Here is a 16,312-nt window from a genome sequence, read left to right as displayed (position 1 = left end):
CTACGGTGCAGGAAGCTTCTCGGCAGGCAGCCGTACGGAGGATCCGTAACGTTCGCTTTCGATCTGCTCGAGGCTCTTGCCGCGGGTGTCCGGCGCCCAGATCACGCCGATGAGCAACGCCGCCACCAGGGCGCCGATCATGATCATGCCCACGAACGGCACGCCCTGCTCGGCCAGGAGCGTGGGGAACCAGTAGCTGAGGAGGCCGACGACGATGCGGGCCACGAAGAACAGCACACCCTGGGCGCTGGCCCGGTAGCGGGTGGCAAACATTTCGGCGGCCCACAGGGCGTAGAACGCCTGGGCGCCGATGCCCGCGGAGATGCCCCACAGGGCAGCGAACAGGATCAGGACCGGGGTGGTGACATTGACGAACACCAGCAGCACCCAGGCGGCGATGCCCAGGACGGCGCCGATGCCATAGAGGAGGCGGCGGTCCACCCGGTCGCCGTACTTCATGAAGCCGAAGTAGGTGGCCAGTACCGTCAGCGCCCAGAGAAGCACCTGGAGGAGGTTCTGTTCGGAGGCGGATTCCACGCCGGAGGTTTCGTAGACGCGCGGCATGAAAATGCCCATCTGCCCGGCGACCAGGTTCCAGAGGGCGTAAACGCCCACCAGGAAGAGGATGGCCTTGAGGTTGGTGGCGTTGGTGAGCAGTTCGCGGTAGTTGCGGCGCTTGACGCCGGCAGCCTCTTCCAGTCGGCGCTCCTCGTTGGCCTTCTTCCAGGTCTGGGATTCGGAGAGGCGGCGGCGTATCCACCAGGTGATGAAGGCGACGACGAAGAGGTGGGCGAACACCAGGCGGCTCCCCAGCAGCCCCAGCGGAACGACGAGCGTGGCCAGCAGAAACACCAGCGCCGGGGCCAGGGACCAGGCGAACTGAGCGGTGCCCACGTGCTTCGCGCGGTGTTCGGAAGGGGCTTCTTCGGCAATGTAGGTCCAGGCCACCGGAACTCCGGCGCCCACCGCGATGCCGGTGAGGATCACGCCGAGGATGAGCATCCAGGGGGCGACGGCGAAGATCACCAGGGCCGTCCCGGCCATGTAGAGGATGAGGTCGTAGGTGTAGATGAATTTGCGGCCGTACCGGTCACCGAGCGGCCCGCCGATCATCGCGCCGATCGCGGCACCGAACGCGTTGGCGCTCAGGGCCGCGACCAGCCCCACCACCAGGTTACTGAAGCCGAAGTACTCCTGCCACAGCGTCAGGCTGGTGGCGAGGGCAATGATGGAGCCCGCCTCGATGTAGTTGGACATGGACACGGCGACGGTGGCTTTCCAGCCGCCGATGGTGGTTGTGGTCATGATGCTTCCTTCTCTGCGGCGCCATTGGTGCGGAGCAGTACTGCCGAATATTGATACGTTTCAAAGATTCCCCGGCGGACGGGCAAACCGCGCCGGGACCAGAGGCTGTCAGGTGGTGATGATGACGTCGAGGCGGCGGGGGCCGTGGACGCCTTCGACGCGTTCGAGTTCGATGTCGGAGGTGGCGCTGGGGCCGCTGATCATGGTCAGCGGGCGGGTGCCGTCCAGCCTGCGCAGGGCCTCGGGCAGGATCTGCGCGATGTCGCTGCTGTGCACCACGCAGATGTGGTGGTCCGGGATCAGGGAGATGGCGCGGCGGCCTTGGTCGGGGCTGCCGTCCAGGATGATGGTTCCGGACTCGGCGACGGTCACGGCGCTGCCGGTGACGACGGCGTCCGTCGCGTCGAGTGCGGTGACGGACAGCGTGCCGTGGCTGCCGCCGTCGTACTTCACCCGCGCAAGGTCCGTTTCCCACCCGAACCAGGCCGGGTTTAGTCCGGCGGGCACCACGTAGGTTCCGGCGTCGGCGAGGAGGCCCTGGATGGTGTCAGGGACCTGTGCCTCGGCCACCACGGTGACGCCGGCCTTGTAGTCTTCCAGCCGGTCCACCAGGACCTCGATCACGGCGCCTTGCGCCAAGTCGCCGTCACGGCGATAGTCCCGGGGGACTTCGGGGACGGCGGGCGCATCCTTGAGCGCGGTGCGGACGGCGGCGAGGATGTGGTCGCGGGTGCTCATGATTCCTTGTGCTCCTTGGCCCACCAGTCGCGGAAGGACTGGGATGGCGGCGCGGGGATGTCGCGGCTTTGGGTCCAGCCGGCGGCGATGCCGGGTAGTTTCTTGATTTTCTTGTCCTTGCCGGCTGCGGCGCGGCCCAGCGGGAGGAGCTTTTCGACGGCGCCCAGGCGGCGCCCGTCGGACAGCGCCCAGGAGGCTGCCTTGAGCCCGACGTCCATTTGCGTGGGCATTCCGCCGCGGTGGGCGTCCACGTCCTTGCCGCGCAGGTGGACCAGGATGTCCGGGATGTTGATCTTCACCGGGCAGGCGTCGTAGCAGGCACCGCAGAGCGAGGAAGCGTACGGCAGGGAACCATTCTCCTCCGCTTCGACGCCGGTCATCAGCGGCGAGAGGATGGCGCCGATCGGTCCCGGGTAGGTGGAGCCGTAGGCGTGGCCGCCGGCGCGTTCGTAGACCGGGCAGACGTTGATGCAGGCGCTGCAGCGGATGCAGTGCAGGGCCGAGCGTCCCATCTCGTCGGCCAGGGCGTTGGTGCGCCCGTTGTCCAGCAGGACCACGTGGAAGTTGGACGGGCCGTCCCCCTCGGTGACGCCGGTCCACAGCGAGGTGTACGGGTTCATCCGCTCGCCCGTGGAGGAGCGTGGCAGCAGCTGCAGGAACACCTCGAGGTCGGCGAAAGTGGGCAGCAGCTTCTCGATGCCCATCACGGTGATGAGCGTTTCAGGCAGGGTCAGGCACATGCGGCCGTTGCCTTCGGATTCCACCACTCCCAGCGTCCCGGAGTCGGCGATGCCGAAGTTCGCCCCGGAGATCGCCACCTTGGCGGTGAGGAACTTGGCCCGCAGGTGGGCGCGGGCGGCCATGGCCAGTCGGCGCGGTTCGTCCGTGAGGTCCGGGTCGACGTCGGGCATTTCCTTGAGGAAGATGTCCCGGACTTCGGTGCGGTTCTTGTGGATCGCGGGGACCAGGATGTGGCTGGGTTTGTCATGGTCCAACTGGACAATGAGTTCGGCGAGGTCTGTCTCGTAGGCGGCGGTGCCGTGCTCTTCGAGGTATTCGTTCATGCCGATTTCCTGTGTGGCCATGGACTTGACCTTGACTACCTCGTCCACGCCCTCGGCCTTGACCAGCCCGTGGATGATGCTGTTGGCTTCCTCGGCGTCGCGGGCCCAGTGGACCGTGCCGCCGCGGGCGGTGACGTTGGCTTCGAAGGCTTCCAGCAGCTCGGGAAGCCGGGCCATGACTGAGGTTTTCAGGGCGCTGCCGGCCTCGCGCAGTTCCTCCCAGTCCGGGAGTTCACCGGTGACGTTGAGCCGTTTGGTGCGGATGGTGGAGGTGGCGTGCTTGAGGTTGCGGCGGAGCTGGGCGTTGCCCAGTTCGCGGCGGGCGGCGGAGGGGAACTTCTCTTCGGCGAAGAGGTTCCCCGATCCGGGGCGCAGGCCGGGCATGCCTAGCGGGGTACGGGACATTATTTGACCACCACTTTCACGGTTTGTCCGGCAGGTCCTGGCACGGCGGCTGGTTCGGTTTCGGTGCTGGCAAGGATTTCCGCCAGATGCAGCGTGGCTACGCCTGAGTCCTGCCGGGAAAGGCCGCCGCCGATGTGCATCAGGCAGGAGTAGTCCCCGCCCGCGCAGACGGACGCGCCGGTGCTGCGGATGTTGGCCGTCTTGTCCGCCAGCATCGCGGAGGACACGTCGGCGTTCTTGACGGAGAACGTGCCGCCGAAGCCGCAGCATTGGTCGGCTTCGGGAAGGTCCACCAGTTCCAGGCCCTTGACGCCGCGGAGCAGGCCGGCTTGCCGGTCGCCGAGCTTGAGCAGCCGCATGCCGTGGCAGGACGGGTGGTAGGTGACGGTGTGCGGGAAGTAGGAGCCCAGCTGTATGGCAGGGTCGGTGACGCCCAGGACGTCCACCAGCAGCTCGGAGAGCTCGTAGGTTTTCTTCCCGACGGCGGTTGCCCGCTCCTCGAGCCCGGCGTGACCTGCGCGCCGGGCCACCATGGGGTGCTGGTGCTTGACCGAGGCCACGCAGGATCCGGACGGTGCGACGGCGACGTCGTAGTCCTCCGATTCGAAGGCCCGGACGTGGTTGGCCACCACGGGCACTGCTTCCTTGAAGTAGCCGCTGTTGACGTGCATCTGGCCGCAGCAGGCCTGCCCCTTGGGAAAGACCACCTCGTGGCCCAGCCGTTCAAGGAGCGCCACCGTGGCCTGGGCGGCACGCGGGTACATGCCGTCCACGATGCAGGTGGCGAAGAGTGCGATTTTCATGGGTTCATTTCCGGGAGGTGGTGACGGGAAGGTCGGCGGGCTCGTAGCGCGTCAGGCTGCTGCCGGCGGCGACGATGGCGCGCAGGTCCGCAAGGCCGCCCGCCACGGCTCCCGCGGCGCGGGCCTGCACCAGCACGTTGCCCAGGGCCGTGGCCTCGACAGGGCCGGCGATGACCGGGCGCCGCGTGGCGTTTGCCGTCAGTTGGCAGAGCAGGGCGTTCTGCGATCCGCCGCCTACGACGTGCACCACGTCCACGGACCGGTCCGCCAGGCGTTCGGCGTCGGCCAGCGTCCGGGCGTACCCGGCGGCCAGGCTGTCCATGATGCAGCGGGTGATGGCGGCGGGATCGTCCGTCAGCACTCCGCCGGCGCTGCGGACCGCCGCCCTGATGCGTTCGGGCATGTTGTCCGGGGCGATGAAGGAGGGATCATCAGCATTAATTTGTGGTCCGCCGCCGGGCAGCGCTGCGGCCGCGGCGAGCAGGGTGGACAGCTCCGGGCGGAACCCTTCGGCGGCCCAGGTGCGCTGGCACTCGCTGAGCAGCCACAGCCCGCCCATGTTGCGCAGGTAGCGGATGGTGCCGTCCACGCCGCGTTCGTTGGTAAAGTTCGCTTCCCGGCTGGCCGCGGTGAGGACAGGATGCTTCAGCTCCAGGCCCACCAGCGACCAGGTGCCGGAGGAGATGTAGGCGAAGCCGCCGTCGTCGTCCGCTGCCGCAGGCACGGCGGCGACGGCGGACGCGGTGTCATGCGAGCCCACCGCCACCACGGGGGTGGCGGAGGGCAGGCCCAGCCGGCCGGCGATGGCCGGCAGCAGGGTGCCGTAGGCCTCACCCGGCTGGATGAGCGGCGGGAACAGGCCGTCCGGCAGGCCGAGTGCGGTGAAGAATTCGGTGGCCCACTCCCCCGCCACCGCGTCGAACAAGCCGGTGGTGGAGGCGTTGGTGGCTTCCGTCCGCCGGGCACCGGTGAGCAGGAAGGCGATCAGGTCCGGGATCAGCAGGGCCTGCACGCCGTCCAGGCCTTCTTCGGTGGCCAGCTGGTAGATGGTGTTGAACTGCAGGAACTGCAGGCCGGTGGTGGCGTAGAGCCGCTCCGGGTCCAGGGTACGGTGGACGGGCTCCACGGCGTCGCTGCTGCGCCCGTCCCGGTAGCTGAACGGTTGGGCCGCCAGGTTCCCGGAGGCGTCCACCAGCCCGTAATCGACGGCCCAGGTGTCGATGCCGATGCCGGCAACGGTCTCGCCCTGCCCGGCGGCGACCGTGGCGGCCGTGCGGAGCCCCTCAAGCACCTCGGCGAAGAGCGCGTCGAAGTTCCAGCGGAGGCCGCCGTCGATCTCCACCACCCCGTTGGGGAAGCGGTGCACCGTTTCCAGCTGCACGCCGCCCTGCAGGGTGATGCGGCCGAGCATGACGCGGCCGGAGGAGGCGCCGATGTCGACGGCGGCGAACACTGCAGGAGCAGCATCCGCGCCGTCGGCATGGTGTTGCAACCTGCTCACCGGAGGAAGGCTGCTGCGACGCCGGCGTCCACGGGGATGTGTAGGCCGGTGGTGTGGGACAGTTCGTTGCTGGTGAGGACGGCGGCGGCGTTGGCCACGTGCTCGGGAAGGACCTCGCGCTTGAGCAGGGTGCGCTGGGCGTAGTACTCGCCCAGTTTCTCCTCGTCCACGCCGTAGACCGCGGCGCGCTTGGCGCCCCAGCCGCCGGCGAAGATCCCGGAGCCGCGGACCACGCCGTCGGGGTTGATGCCGTTGACGCGGATGCCGTGCTCGCCCAGTTCGGCGGCGAGCAGCCGGACCTGATGGGCCTGGTCTGCCTTGGTGGCGGAGTAGGCGATGTTGTTCGGTCCGGCGAACACGGAGTTCTTGGAGGAGATGTAGATGATGTCCCCGCCCATGCCCTGGGCGATCATGACCTTCGCGGCGGCCTTGGCCACCAGGAACGAGCCCTTGGCCATGACGTTGTGCTGCAGGTCCCAGTCCTTTTCGGTGGTTTCCAGCAGCGGCTTGGAGATGGACAGGCCCGCGTTGTTGACCACCAGGTCCACGCCGCCGAACGCCAGGACGGCGGCGTCGATCGCGGCCGAGACCTGGGCCTCGTCCGTGACGTCGGCCTGGACGCCAACGGCGACGTCCGAGCCGCCCAGTTCCTCGGCGACCTTCTGCGCGTTCTCGAGGTTCAGGTCAGCGATGACCACGCAGGCGCCTTCGGCGGCCAGGCGGGTGGCGATGGCCTTGCCGATGCCGGACGCGGCACCGGTGACCAGGGCAACCCGGGTGGCGTGCGACTTGGGCTTGGGCATCCGGGCCAGCTTGGCTTCCTCCAGCGCCCAGTACTCGATCCGGAACTTCTCGGATTCCTCGATCGGGGCGTACGTGGAAATCGCCTCGGCGCCGCGCATCACGTTGATGGCGTTGATGTAGAACTCGCCGGCCACCCGGGCGGTCTGCTTGTTCGCGCCGAAGGAGAACATGCCCACGCCGGGGACCAGCACAATCGCCGGGTCCGCGCCGCGCAGCGCCGGGCTGTCCGCGTCCTTGTGCCGGTCGTAGTACGCCTGGTAGTCCTCGCGGTAGGCAGTGTGGAGTTCTGTCAGCCGTGAGATCGAGTCCTCGATGGAGGCGTCGGCCGGCAGGTCCAGGATCAGCGGCTTGACCTTGGTGCGCAGGAAGTGGTCCGGGCAGGACGTGCCCAGGGCGCCCAGGCGAGGGTGCTCGGCGGCTTCGAGGAAGTCCAGGACGACGGCGTCATCGCTGAAGTGCCCCAGCTGCGGCTTGTCCGTGGAGGCCAGGCCGCGGATCACCGGTGCCAGCGCGGCGGCCTTGGCACGGCGCTCCGCTTCGGGCAGGGCTCCGTAGCCGGGGAGCTTGGCGCCAAAAGGTTCGGCCTTGCCGTTCTCGGCGATGTACTGTTCGGCCTGGTCGATGATCCACAGCGAGTTCTGCTCTGCTTCCTCGCTGGTGGCGCCCCAGGCGGTGATGCCGTGCCCGCCCAGGATGGTGCCGACGGCCTGCGGGTTGGCGTCCTTGATCGCAGCGATGTCCATGCCCAGCTGGAAGCCGGGACGGCGCCACGGAACCCACACCACCTTGTCACCGAAGATCTTGGTGGTCAGCGCCTCGCCGTCAACCGCCGTCGCGATCGCGATGCCGGAGTCCGGGTGCAGGTGGTCCACGTGCGCTGCGTCCACCAGGCCATGCATGGCCGTGTCGATCGACGGTGCTGCGCCGCCCTTGCCGTGCAGGCAGTAATCGAAGGCGGCCACCATCTCGTCCTCACGCTCGACGCCGGGGTAGACGTTCTTCAGCGCGTTCAGCCGGTCCAGGCGCAGCACCGCAAGGTTCTGCTCCTTCAGGGTGCCCAGGTCCCCGCCCGAGCCCTTGACCCAGAGCAGCTGGACGTCCTCGCCGGTAACGGGATCCTTTTCGGTGCCCTTGGCGGAGGTGTTGCCGCCGGCGTAATTGGTGTTCCGCTTGTCCGCGCCCAGGCGGTTGGAACGGGCAATCAGGTCTTCAACGGTCTTGTTCATGCTCTTTATGCGCCCCATCCGGCTTGCTGGCCGCCCACGCGGTCCTCGTTGATCTGTTTCTGGTAGCCGCTGGCCTTGTAGGCAGCGATCGGGTCGGCGGGCAGGCCGCGGGATTCGCGCCAGTCGGCCAGGGCCGGCCGCACGTCCGTGTAGAAGGCGTCGTTGAAGATGGCGTTGGCGGCCAGGACGTCACCTGCGCGCTGGGCCTCGTTCAGCGCTGCGGTATCCACCAGCAGGGCGCGGGCCGTCATTTCCTGGACGTTCAGCACCGAACGGATCTGGCCGGGGATCTTCTCTTCCAGGTTGTGGCACTGGTCCAGCATGAGCGCCACGCCGGAGTCCTTGCCGAAGCCGCCGCCGCGGATCACTTCGTGCATGATGCGGAAGAGCTGGAACGGATCGGCGGCACCCACAATGAGGTCGTCGTCGGCGTAGAAGCGGGAGTTGAAGTCGAAGGATCCCAGCTTGCCCAGGCGCAGCAGCTGCATCACGATGAACTCGATGTTGGTACCGGGCGCGTGGTGGCCGGTGTCCAGGCAGACGAATGCCTTCTCGCCGAGGGCGAGGGTCTGGGCGTAGGAGGTGCCCCAGTCCGGAACATCGGTGTGGTAGAACGCCGGTTCGAAGAACTTGTACTCCAGCACCAGGCGCTGCTCATCGCCCAGGGCGGCGTAAATTTCCTGCAGGGACTCGGCCAGCCGGTCCTGCCGTCCGCGCAGATCGTCCTGTCCGGGGTAGTTCGTGCCGTCCGCCAGCCAGATCTTCAGGTCACGCGAGCCGGTGGCGTGCATGATGTCGATGCAGTCCAGGTGGTGGTCGATGGCGCGGCGGCGGACCGCCTCGTTGGAGGAGGTCAGTGAGCCGAACTTGTACTCGTCATCCTGGAAGGTGTTGGAGTTGATGGTGCCCAGGCCAACACCGAGTCCGGCCGCATACTCCTTGAGCGCGGCGTAGTCATCCACCTTGTCCCACGGGATGTGCAGCGCCACGGTGGGCGCCAGCCCGGTCAGTTCGTGGACCTTCGCGGCGTCGGCCAGCTTTTCCTGGACCGTGCGCGGCGTGCCGGGCGTGCCGAACACCTTGAACCGCGTGCCTGAATTGCCATAGGCCCATGAGGGGACCTCGATGGCAAGCTCTCCGAGCCTGCCCAGCGCCGTTGCTACGTCATTCATGATGGTTCTTTCCGGTGTTGTTGTGCTGTTGGTCTGTGGTGGGCCCCGCTGCAGGAGCCGGTACTGCAGTGGTCAGTGGGAGCCTGCGGCTGCCAGCTGCCCGTCAAGGTTGAAGACTTCCTCGAGGACCTGGAACCCCTCGTCGGGTGCCTGGCCGGTGTTTTCAAAGAGCGTGGCCATTTCGGCCTGCCAGCGCGCGTTGACGTCGGTCAGCGCCATGCGGGCACGCACCGCGTCAAAGTCGTCGCACTCGACGTAGCCCACCAGGAGCCCGTCGCCGGCAAGGAAAAGGGAGTAGTTGTTCCAGCCCGCGTCCTTGAGTGCGCGGAGCATCTCCGGCCAGACGGCGGCATGGCGCCGCTTGTATTCGTCGATCAGCGCCGGCTGGATCGAGGAGCGGAAGCACACCCTCATCTGGAACTCTCCTGAACTCGCGAATATTTGAATCGTTTCATTGGTACGATTCAAAGTACTCTTGAACCTGAGTGGGTGTCAAGCATTTCCAGTCCCTCCGGGCAATCGGTAGGCTGGACCGCCGGCACCAGGACCAGCAGCTCGGAGAATCATGAACCGCACAGCCAGTATCAAGGATGTTGCCAACCACGCCAGCGTTGCCGTAGGCACCGTCTCCAACGTGCTGAACTACCCGGACCGGGTGTCCCAGCGCACCAAGGAACGCGTCCTGAAGGCCATCGATGAACTGGGGTTTGTCCGCAATGACGCGGCCCGCCAGCTCCGCGCCGGCCACAGCCGCACCGTTGGACTGATCGTCCTGGACGTGGGGAACCCGTTCTTCACCTCCGTGGTCCGGGCAGCCGAGGACGCCGCCGGCCTCCACGGCAGTGCCGTCCTCCTGGGCGACAGCGGACACGACGCCGGCCGCGAGGCCAACTACATCGACCTGTTCCAGGAACAGCGGGTGCAGGGCCTCCTGATCTCCCCCGTTGGAGACGTCACCGAACGCCTGGATCTCCTCCGCGAGCGCGGCGTGCCCACCGTCCTGGTGGACCGGCTGGCCGACGAGTCGAAATTCAGTTCCGTTTCCGTGGATGACGACGCCGGCGGGTACCTTGCCGCCCGGCACCTGCTGGACACCGGCCGCCGCCGCCTCGCCTTCGTTGGCGGCCCGACGTCGATCCGCCAGGTTTCGGACCGCCTGCAGGGTGCGCAGCGTGCGGTCAAGGAGGAGGCCGGCGCCACGCTGGAGGTGCTGGCCTCGGAGGGAATGACCGTGCTGGCGGGCCGCAGCGTGGGCAACATGCTGGTGGAACGCGGCCGGGATGAACTGCCGGACGGCATCTTCTGCGCCAACGACCTCCTGGCCCTCGGCGTCATGCAGTCCCTGACCATGACCCATACGTTCCGCATCCCGGAGGACGTGGCACTGATCGGCTATGACGACATCGACTTCGCCGTGTCCGCCGTGGTGCCGCTCTCCTCCATCCGGCAGCCCACCGAGGCCCTGGGCCGGACCGCCATCGAACTCCTCACCGAAGAGGTGGAGTCGCAGAACCCGGTCCACCGCGCCGTGGTGTTCACGCCGGAGCTGGTGGTCCGGCAGAGCACCGGCAAGGCCTAGGACCGCCTCAGGGCAGCTTCTCCACCACGAGGTTCCGGTAGGCCGCCCGGAGCGGCGCCATCTGCCGGAATCCGATCCGGCCGCCGCCCAGGACCTTGTCCGAGGAGTCTGTCCACTCGAACAGGGTCAGGCCGTTGATGGCAAAGGACACCCTCGGGCCGTCCTTGTCCACCACCAGGCGGTAGAAGTCCACCGCGTCTTCCGTGGGCGGCAGCGGGTCAGCACCCTGCGCCACCAGCTCGAAGCCGGCGCTCTTGCGCAGGTTGCAGGTCCGGAAGGCCCGCTCGGACTCGTACTTGTGCCGGAAGTAGGAGACGTGCAGGGCGTCGATGTCCCCCGAGTGGTACTGCGGGTAGTAGCCGGTCCGCGGGGCAAGGTCCGGGCTGAACAGGTCCAGGCCATGGTGGCCGCCCGCAGCAAAGAACAGCATGGCCAGGCCTGGTTCCGCCAGCGGCCGGAACTCCCAGCTGATGCGGATCCCGTCGGGCAGTTCAACGGGACACCAGAACGTCCAGTGCGCGTGGTCGCCGTGCTCGGCGTCGTCCAGCGCGCCGGACAGTTCCAGCGCTCCTTCATGGGTCCCCAGCGCCAGGGGACCTTCCGCCACCCAGTCCGCCACATCCGCGGGTCCGCCCAGCGGGTTGCTGTACAGCACTGCCGTGCCCTCTGTTGTGGTTTCCAAGCCGGCGTTCCCCACTTAGGCGCGTCCCGCCGTCGTACCTGTAAGGGCGGCACCTTCCGGCGCAGGTCCCGGCAGGCCGAGGCCGGACAACTGCCCGGCCACGAACGCAGCCACCGTGGCGGCGCCGTCCTGCGAGAAGTGGGTGTTGTCCGCCAGCCCGTCCGGCCAGTAGGCGTGCTCCCCCGGCGCGAAGTGGCAGAACAGGGCCTCCGACCCGTCACGGCCGCGGCGGAGGTACAGCTCCCGGGTCCACGCGTTGAGGTCGATGAGCGGGACCGCCAGTTCCAGCGCAATTTCCCGCACCACCTCGGGATAGTCCTCCAGGCTGTCCTCAAGCCGCCCGCCGCGGACGGACGACGGCGGCCCGGCCACGAAGTGCCGCCGCTCCACCGGGGTGCAGAGCACCGGAGCCGCGCCCCGGTCCCGGACCTCCCCCACCATGGTGCGCAGGTTGGCGGCGTAGCCGGTCCGCGCCGCCAGGTGCTGCTTCTTCTGGTCGTTGTGGCCGAACTGGATCAGGACCGTGTCATTTTCAGAAGCCTCCGCAAGCAGCGCCGCCCACAGCCCCTCGTCGCGGAAGGACTCCGTGCTGGCCCCGCCCTTGGCGAAGTTGTGGACCGATGCCCGGGAGTAGACGAGCGGCGGCAACTGCGCCCCCCACCCGCTCATGGGGTATTCATGGGTGGGGCAGGTGGCGACCGTGGAGTCGCCGGCGAGCAGGATTTTCATGGTCTTCTTTCTGTAAGTAATCCCGTTGCCCTATCACTTTTGGTCCCTAAAACCCGGTTTTAGGGACCAAAAGTGATAGAGCAACTGGGGTGGTCAGCCCTTGACGGAGCCGATGAGCATGCCTTTGGCGAAGTGCTTCTGCAGGAACGGGTAGAACACCAGGATGGGCAGCGTAGCGACCACGATCACGGCGAACTTGATGCCCTGTTCCGGCGGGATGTAGTTGGGGTCCACGTTGCCGGTTCCCAGCAGGTCCGAGGCCGCAGTGACCTGCCGCAGGTACATCTGCAGCGTCCACCTGGAGTTGTCGCTGAGGTAGAGCAGGGGTGACATGAAGTCGTTCCAGATGCCCACGGCGTAGAACAGGGCGAACGTGGCCAGGACGGGCTTGGACAGCGGCAGCAGGATCCGCCAGAGGATCCCGATCTCCGTGGCGCCGTCCATCTTGGCCGATTCCTCCAGTTCCGCCGGGAGTTCCTGGAAGAAGTTCTTGATGATGATCAGGCTGAACGGGTTGATGGCCGCCGGCAGGATCAGCGCCCAGTAGGAGTTGAGCAGGCCCAGGTCCTTGACCAGCAGGAAGGTGGGGATCATGCCGCCGGAGAACACCATGGCAAAGACCACCAGGGACAGGATGAGCTTGCGTCCGCGCAGCATTTTCTTGGCCAGCGGGTAGGCCATGGTCACGGTGAACGCCAGCTGGACCAGGGTGCCGACCGCCGTCACCAGGATGGTGGTGATAAGTGCCCGGGTGAACGCCGGCGTGGAGAAGATGTACTCGTAGGAGCCCAGGGTGAACTGTTCGGGCCAGACGAAGAACGCGCGCCGGGTGATTTCCGCTTCGGTGGCGAAGGACCCGGCGAAGACGTAGACGAACGGCAGCAGCGTGACGATGCCGATCAGGGCCAGGAACACGTAGTTGGCGGCGTCGAAGATCCGGCCGCCGGTGGTGTTGTGGATCTTCATTAGAACAGTCCGCTCTGGTTGAACCGCTTGGCCAGCCAGTTGGTGCCGAAGATCAGCACCAGGCCCACCAGGGATTTGAACAGGCCCACCGCGGTGGAGTAGGAGTAGGCGCCCTGGGTGATGCCCACGAAGTAGACGTAGGTGTCGAAGACGTCGGCCACGTCCCGGTTGAGGGCGTTGGTCATCAGGTAGATCTGCTCGAACCCGGTGTTGAGCATCTGGCCGATGGCCAGGATCAGCATCACGATGATCGTGGACCGGATCCCGGGGAGGGTGATGTGCCAGACCCTGCGGAACCGGCCGGCGCCGTCGATGATGGCGGCTTCGTACTGGTCCTGGTCCACCGTGGCCAGTGCGGCCAGGAAGATGATGGTCCCCCAGCCGGTGTTCTTCCAGATTTCCTGCAGCACGATCAGCGGACGGAACCAGGCGGGATCGGACAGGAAGTCGATGTTGGTGCCCATCACGCCGTTCAGGAACTGGAACAGCGGCCCGATGTCCAGGGCGAACAGCAGGAAGCTGAGCGAGGCCACGATGGTCCAGGACAGGAAGTGGGGAATGTACACCAGTGTCTGGACGGTGCGCTTGAGGATGGAGAGCCGCACCTCGTTCAGCAGCAGGGCCAGCACGATGGTCAGCGGAAAGGCGATCCCCAGGTTCAGGAACGCCAGGATCAGCGTGTTGCCCAGCAGCCTGGGGAAATCCGGGTTGGAGAAGAAGTCCTCGAAGTGTTGGGTGCCTACCCACTGGCTGCCGTTGACGCCCAGGAAGGGGACGTAGTCCTTGAAGGCGATGCTGACCCCGTACATGGGACCGTAACGGAACACCGCGAAGTACAGCACACCCGGCAGCAGGAGCAGGTAGAGCCACTTGTAGTGCGCAAAGTGGACGGAGAACCTGCCGTTCTTCCGTTCCCGGGCGGGCGGCCGGGTGGCCGCCCGCCCCGAGGCCTCAGCCTCGACGACAGGGGCTGCCATTTACTTGTTGTCCTGCCACAGCTTGTTGATCTCTTCCTTGACCTTGTTGCCGCCGCTGGTGTCCCACAGCTTGATGGCGTCCTTCAGGCCCTGCTCGTCGATCTGGCCCGCGAGGTACTTGATCCGGGCGTCGGCCACGATGTTGTCCAGCTGGGCGCCCTTGGCCACGTAGGTGGCGGACACGTAGGGTGCGGCCGGGTTGTACACGGCGCTCTTGAGGTCCTCTGCCATGACTTCGGTGCGCTTGTCGAAGACCTGCTGTTCGTAGTCGCTGGCCTGCTTGACCGGGTAGAAGTTGTTGCCGGCCACATTCATGCCGAGCTGCGCGTAGCTCTTGATGTCGGTGCTGACCGCCTTGCCCTCCGGGGTTTCGGGCTTGATGGTGGCGGCCTTGCCGTCCTCCACGGTGAAGTTGACCCCTTCGATGCCGTTGTTCAGGAGGGTGGCCACGTCCTTGCCGTTCATGGTGTTGAGGAACTCGAGCACCTTGTCCAGCTCGGCCTCAGTGCGGACCTTGGCCTTGGGGATGGCCAGGAAGCCGGAGTAGCCGTCAGTGGGGTGGGCGTGGAGTTCACCGTCCGGACCCACGAGGTTGCCGACGAATCCCACCTTGTTTTCGAAGTTGGCGGGGTCGGCCTGCTTGAAGAGGTTGATCAGGACGCTCACGCGGGAGTCGACGTCCACGATGATGCCGCCCTTGCCATTGAAGAAGGGCTCGTTCCACTTGGTGCCGTCGAACGTGGCAAAGTCCGGGTTGATGAGCTTCTCGTCCACCATCTTCTTGACGAACCGGTTGGCTTCGAGGAACTCCTCGGTTTCGAAGCTGGGGATCAGCTTGCCGTCCTTCTCGGTCCACCGGTTGCCGGCTCCGTACCATTCCTCGATCAGGTCATAGGGGCTGTTGGTGCCCAGGGCGCCCCACTTGGGGATGGTGATGCCCCAGGTGTCGTCCTGGCCATTGCCGTCCGGGTCCTGCTCGGTAAAGGCCTTGGCCACCTTGTACAGGTCCTCGGTGGTCTTGGGCGGCTGCAGGCCCAGCTTGTCCAGCCAGTCCTGGCGGAACATGACGGCGGCGCGCATGGGGGCGCGGCCACGGTAGACGCCGTAGACCTTGCCGTTGATGCTGGCGTTCTCCTGGATTTCCGGGAAGGTGGTCTTGAGGTTGGGGTACTTGTCGAGCTTGTCGGTCAGGTCCCAGAAGGCGCCTGCTTCGGCGTTCTTCACGAAGCCCGGGGTCTTGCCCTGGATGACCATGATCTGGGGAATGTCGGACCCGGCCAGGGTGATGTTGGTCTTGTCCTCGTAGGAGGAGTTGGGCGTCCACGTGATGTTGACGTCCTTGCCGGTGAGCTCCTCCAGCTTTTTCTGCACCGCGCCGTCCGCACTGGGCGGTTGCGCCTCGAGGAACGGGGCCATGATGGACACGCTGGTGAGGTCCGCCGCTGGTTCCTCGCTGCCGCTGCAGGCGGTGAGCGTCAAGGCTGAGACGGTGACGACGGCGGCCGCCAGGGACAGTTTCCTACGGATCATGGCTTTTCCTTTTCCACTTCTTCGGGGTTGCGATTGCAGGCTGAAGTTTGGTTGATACGTTTCATTATTGGGAGGGAGCGGGGCACGCGCATGCGTGCGGGACGCCCGGGCAGCGGGGCGGCGGTTCAGGCGGTGGAGACGGCAGGCACGGGTTGGCCCTCCGCCGCCGCGACGGACTCGTCATTGGCGGTGAAGAACCGGTCGCAGAGCCATCCGGTGACATACAGCCAGGCGCCGGCGCTGAAGAACGGAACCAGCCCGGGGACGGCACCGCTGGCATAGGCCACGGCCGCGGTCACGAACAGCAGGATCACCGTTCCGGCCAGGTGGCGCATGGCAAACCGGGAGGAGAGCATCAGGTACTGCCGCAGCGGCAGCTCGTACCGGGCATACATGGGAAACACGTAGCAGGCGGCGCCGGCCAGGAAGATGGCCGCCACAAAGATGCCGCCGGCCATCAGTTGGGAAAAGAGGTCCCGGCCGCCGGCAAAGTAGTTCCAGTTGACGGCCAGCGCCACTGACACCGCCAGGATGGGCAGGGCCAGGAGGTTGGCCCGCCCGAAGTTCCGGGCGTATTCCCGGGCGAATCCGCGAAGCGGGGCGGCTTCTCCGCGCGCCCGGCGCCGGACCAGGATATGCGCCGCCGCGGTGGCGGGCCCCACCCCGGCAACTCCCAGCCCGAGCAGCGTGAAGGCCACCCACAGCATGTTCAGGCACGCGATCCACAGGAGGGTGTCAAAGAACGAGTAGGCCCGAGCACTAAAGGTTCCGGACAGCATGGCACATCCCTTCCCTTCTCCATCGTTGCAGAGGCGAAGGCGGAAGTGGTCC

At 66.6% G+C, this 16,312-nt stretch carries 15 protein-coding genes; 1 reads left to right on the top strand and 14 read right to left on the bottom strand.

Going from position 1 to position 16,312, the window contains the following annotated elements; translation table 11 throughout:
• The 8 genes from AS031_RS00490 to AS031_RS00455 form a co-directional block, all read right to left on the bottom strand.
• Positions 1-1,305 carry an MFS transporter gene (locus tag AS031_RS00490; RefSeq protein ID WP_058266201.1) on the bottom strand — a complete coding sequence of 435 codons (1,305 nt, stop codon included), beginning with the start codon at positions 1,303-1,305 and terminating at the stop codon, positions 1-3.
• A 108-nt stretch (positions 1,306-1,413) separates the two neighbouring features.
• Positions 1,414-2,043: a LutC/YkgG family protein gene (locus AS031_RS00485; RefSeq protein WP_176716486.1), complete on the bottom strand. Its 630-nt coding sequence runs from the start codon at positions 2,041-2,043 to the stop codon at positions 1,414-1,416.
• Positions 2,040-3,512: a LutB/LldF family L-lactate oxidation iron-sulfur protein gene (locus AS031_RS00480; protein WP_058266200.1), complete on the bottom strand. Its 1,473-nt coding sequence runs from the start codon at positions 3,510-3,512 to the stop codon at positions 2,040-2,042. The genes AS031_RS00485 and AS031_RS00480 overlap by 4 nt, the downstream gene beginning before the upstream one ends.
• The gene (locus AS031_RS00475) at positions 3,512-4,315 is read right to left on the bottom strand and encodes a (Fe-S)-binding protein (protein WP_058266199.1); all 804 of its coding nucleotides are present in this window, start codon (positions 4,313-4,315) and stop codon (positions 3,512-3,514) included. The genes AS031_RS00480 and AS031_RS00475 overlap by 1 nt, the downstream gene beginning before the upstream one ends.
• Positions 4,316-4,319: 4 nt before the next feature.
• A complete protein-coding gene (locus tag AS031_RS00470; RefSeq protein WP_058266198.1) occupies positions 4,320-5,816 on the bottom strand; it encodes a rhamnulokinase in 1,497 nt (498 codons plus the stop codon).
• Positions 5,813-7,846, bottom strand: a complete 2,034-nt coding sequence (locus AS031_RS00465) for a bifunctional aldolase/short-chain dehydrogenase (RefSeq protein WP_169793856.1) — start codon at positions 7,844-7,846, stop codon at positions 5,813-5,815. The genes AS031_RS00470 and AS031_RS00465 overlap by 4 nt, the downstream gene beginning before the upstream one ends.
• 5 nt (positions 7,847-7,851) lie before the next feature.
• On the bottom strand, positions 7,852-9,018 hold the full coding sequence (rhaI, locus tag AS031_RS00460; protein WP_058266196.1) for an L-rhamnose isomerase: 1,167 nt from the start codon (positions 9,016-9,018) through the stop codon (positions 7,852-7,854).
• A 72-nt stretch (positions 9,019-9,090) separates the two neighbouring features.
• Positions 9,091-9,432: an L-rhamnose mutarotase gene (locus AS031_RS00455; protein ID WP_058266195.1), complete on the bottom strand. Its 342-nt coding sequence runs from the start codon at positions 9,430-9,432 to the stop codon at positions 9,091-9,093.
• Positions 9,433-9,583: 151 nt separating this feature from the next.
• On the opposite strand from AS031_RS00455, the gene AS031_RS00450 reads away from it, so the two are divergent.
• The gene (locus tag AS031_RS00450) at positions 9,584-10,597 is read left to right on the top strand and encodes a LacI family DNA-binding transcriptional regulator (RefSeq protein WP_058266194.1); all 1,014 of its coding nucleotides are present in this window, start codon (positions 9,584-9,586) and stop codon (positions 10,595-10,597) included.
• Between the two features lie 7 nt (positions 10,598-10,604).
• Here AS031_RS00450 and AS031_RS00445 read toward each other — a convergent pair whose 3' ends face one another.
• The 6 genes from AS031_RS00445 to AS031_RS00420 all read right to left on the bottom strand — a co-directional run bounded on the left by AS031_RS00445 (position 10,605) and on the right by AS031_RS00420 (position 16,260).
• The gene (locus AS031_RS00445; RefSeq protein ID WP_141688718.1) at positions 10,605-11,279 is read right to left on the bottom strand and encodes a DUF1961 family protein; all 675 of its coding nucleotides are present in this window, start codon (positions 11,277-11,279) and stop codon (positions 10,605-10,607) included.
• Positions 11,280-11,294: 15 nt separating this feature from the next.
• The gene (locus AS031_RS00440; RefSeq protein ID WP_058266192.1) at positions 11,295-12,008 is read right to left on the bottom strand and encodes a rhamnogalacturonan acetylesterase; all 714 of its coding nucleotides are present in this window, start codon (positions 12,006-12,008) and stop codon (positions 11,295-11,297) included.
• Positions 12,009-12,101: 93 nt separating this feature from the next.
• On the bottom strand, positions 12,102-12,974 hold the full coding sequence (locus tag AS031_RS00435) for a carbohydrate ABC transporter permease (protein WP_058266191.1): 873 nt from the start codon (positions 12,972-12,974) through the stop codon (positions 12,102-12,104).
• Positions 12,974-13,951, bottom strand: a complete 978-nt coding sequence (locus AS031_RS00430) for an ABC transporter permease (protein WP_058266190.1) — start codon at positions 13,949-13,951, stop codon at positions 12,974-12,976. Before AS031_RS00430 ends, AS031_RS00435 begins: the two co-directional genes overlap by 1 nt.
• A complete protein-coding gene (locus tag AS031_RS00425; protein WP_058266189.1) occupies positions 13,952-15,481 on the bottom strand; it encodes an extracellular solute-binding protein in 1,530 nt (509 codons plus the stop codon).
• Positions 15,482-15,606: 125 nt separating this feature from the next.
• The gene (locus AS031_RS00420) at positions 15,607-16,260 is read right to left on the bottom strand and encodes a YesL family protein (RefSeq protein WP_058266188.1); all 654 of its coding nucleotides are present in this window, start codon (positions 16,258-16,260) and stop codon (positions 15,607-15,609) included.
• Positions 16,261-16,312: the final 52 nt, after the last annotated feature.

It is taken from the genome of Pseudarthrobacter enclensis, assembly GCF_001457025.1.
GTDB classification, from domain to species: domain Bacteria; phylum Actinomycetota; class Actinomycetes; order Actinomycetales; family Micrococcaceae; genus Arthrobacter; species Arthrobacter enclensis.
The sequence above is the reverse complement of the archived record's forward strand: the minus strand, read 5'-3'. Positions and strand labels throughout refer to the sequence as shown.

Bases quoted from the DNA above. Each gene is read 5' to 3' on its own strand.
- AS031_RS00440 (WP_058266192.1), bottom strand. From the start codon at position 12,008: ATGAAAATCCTGCTCGCCGGCGACTCCACGGTCGCCACCTGCCCCACC.
- AS031_RS00425 (WP_058266189.1), bottom strand. From the start codon at position 15,481: ATGATCCGTAGGAAACTGTCCCTGGCGGCCGCCGTCGTCACCGTCTCA.
- AS031_RS00420 (WP_058266188.1), bottom strand. From the start codon at position 16,260: ATGCTGTCCGGAACCTTTAGTGCTCGGGCCTACTCGTTCTTTGACACC.
- rhaI (WP_058266196.1), bottom strand. From the start codon at position 9,018: ATGAATGACGTAGCAACGGCGCTGGGCAGGCTCGGAGAGCTTGCCATC.
- AS031_RS00435 (WP_058266191.1), bottom strand. From the start codon at position 12,974: ATGAAGATCCACAACACCACCGGCGGCCGGATCTTCGACGCCGCCAAC.
- AS031_RS00480 (WP_058266200.1), bottom strand. From the start codon at position 3,512: ATGTCCCGTACCCCGCTAGGCATGCCCGGCCTGCGCCCCGGATCGGGG.
- AS031_RS00450 (WP_058266194.1), top strand. From the start codon at position 9,584: ATGAACCGCACAGCCAGTATCAAGGATGTTGCCAACCACGCCAGCGTT.
- AS031_RS00465 (WP_169793856.1), bottom strand. From the start codon at position 7,846: ATGAACAAGACCGTTGAAGACCTGATTGCCCGTTCCAACCGCCTGGGC.
- AS031_RS00455 (WP_058266195.1), bottom strand. From the start codon at position 9,432: ATGAGGGTGTGCTTCCGCTCCTCGATCCAGCCGGCGCTGATCGACGAA.
- AS031_RS00485 (WP_176716486.1), bottom strand. From the start codon at position 2,043: ATGAGCACCCGCGACCACATCCTCGCCGCCGTCCGCACCGCGCTCAAG.
- AS031_RS00430 (WP_058266190.1), bottom strand. From the start codon at position 13,951: ATGGCAGCCCCTGTCGTCGAGGCTGAGGCCTCGGGGCGGGCGGCCACC.
- AS031_RS00490 (WP_058266201.1), bottom strand. From the start codon at position 1,305: ATGACCACAACCACCATCGGCGGCTGGAAAGCCACCGTCGCCGTGTCC.
- AS031_RS00475 (WP_058266199.1), bottom strand. From the start codon at position 4,315: ATGAAAATCGCACTCTTCGCCACCTGCATCGTGGACGGCATGTACCCG.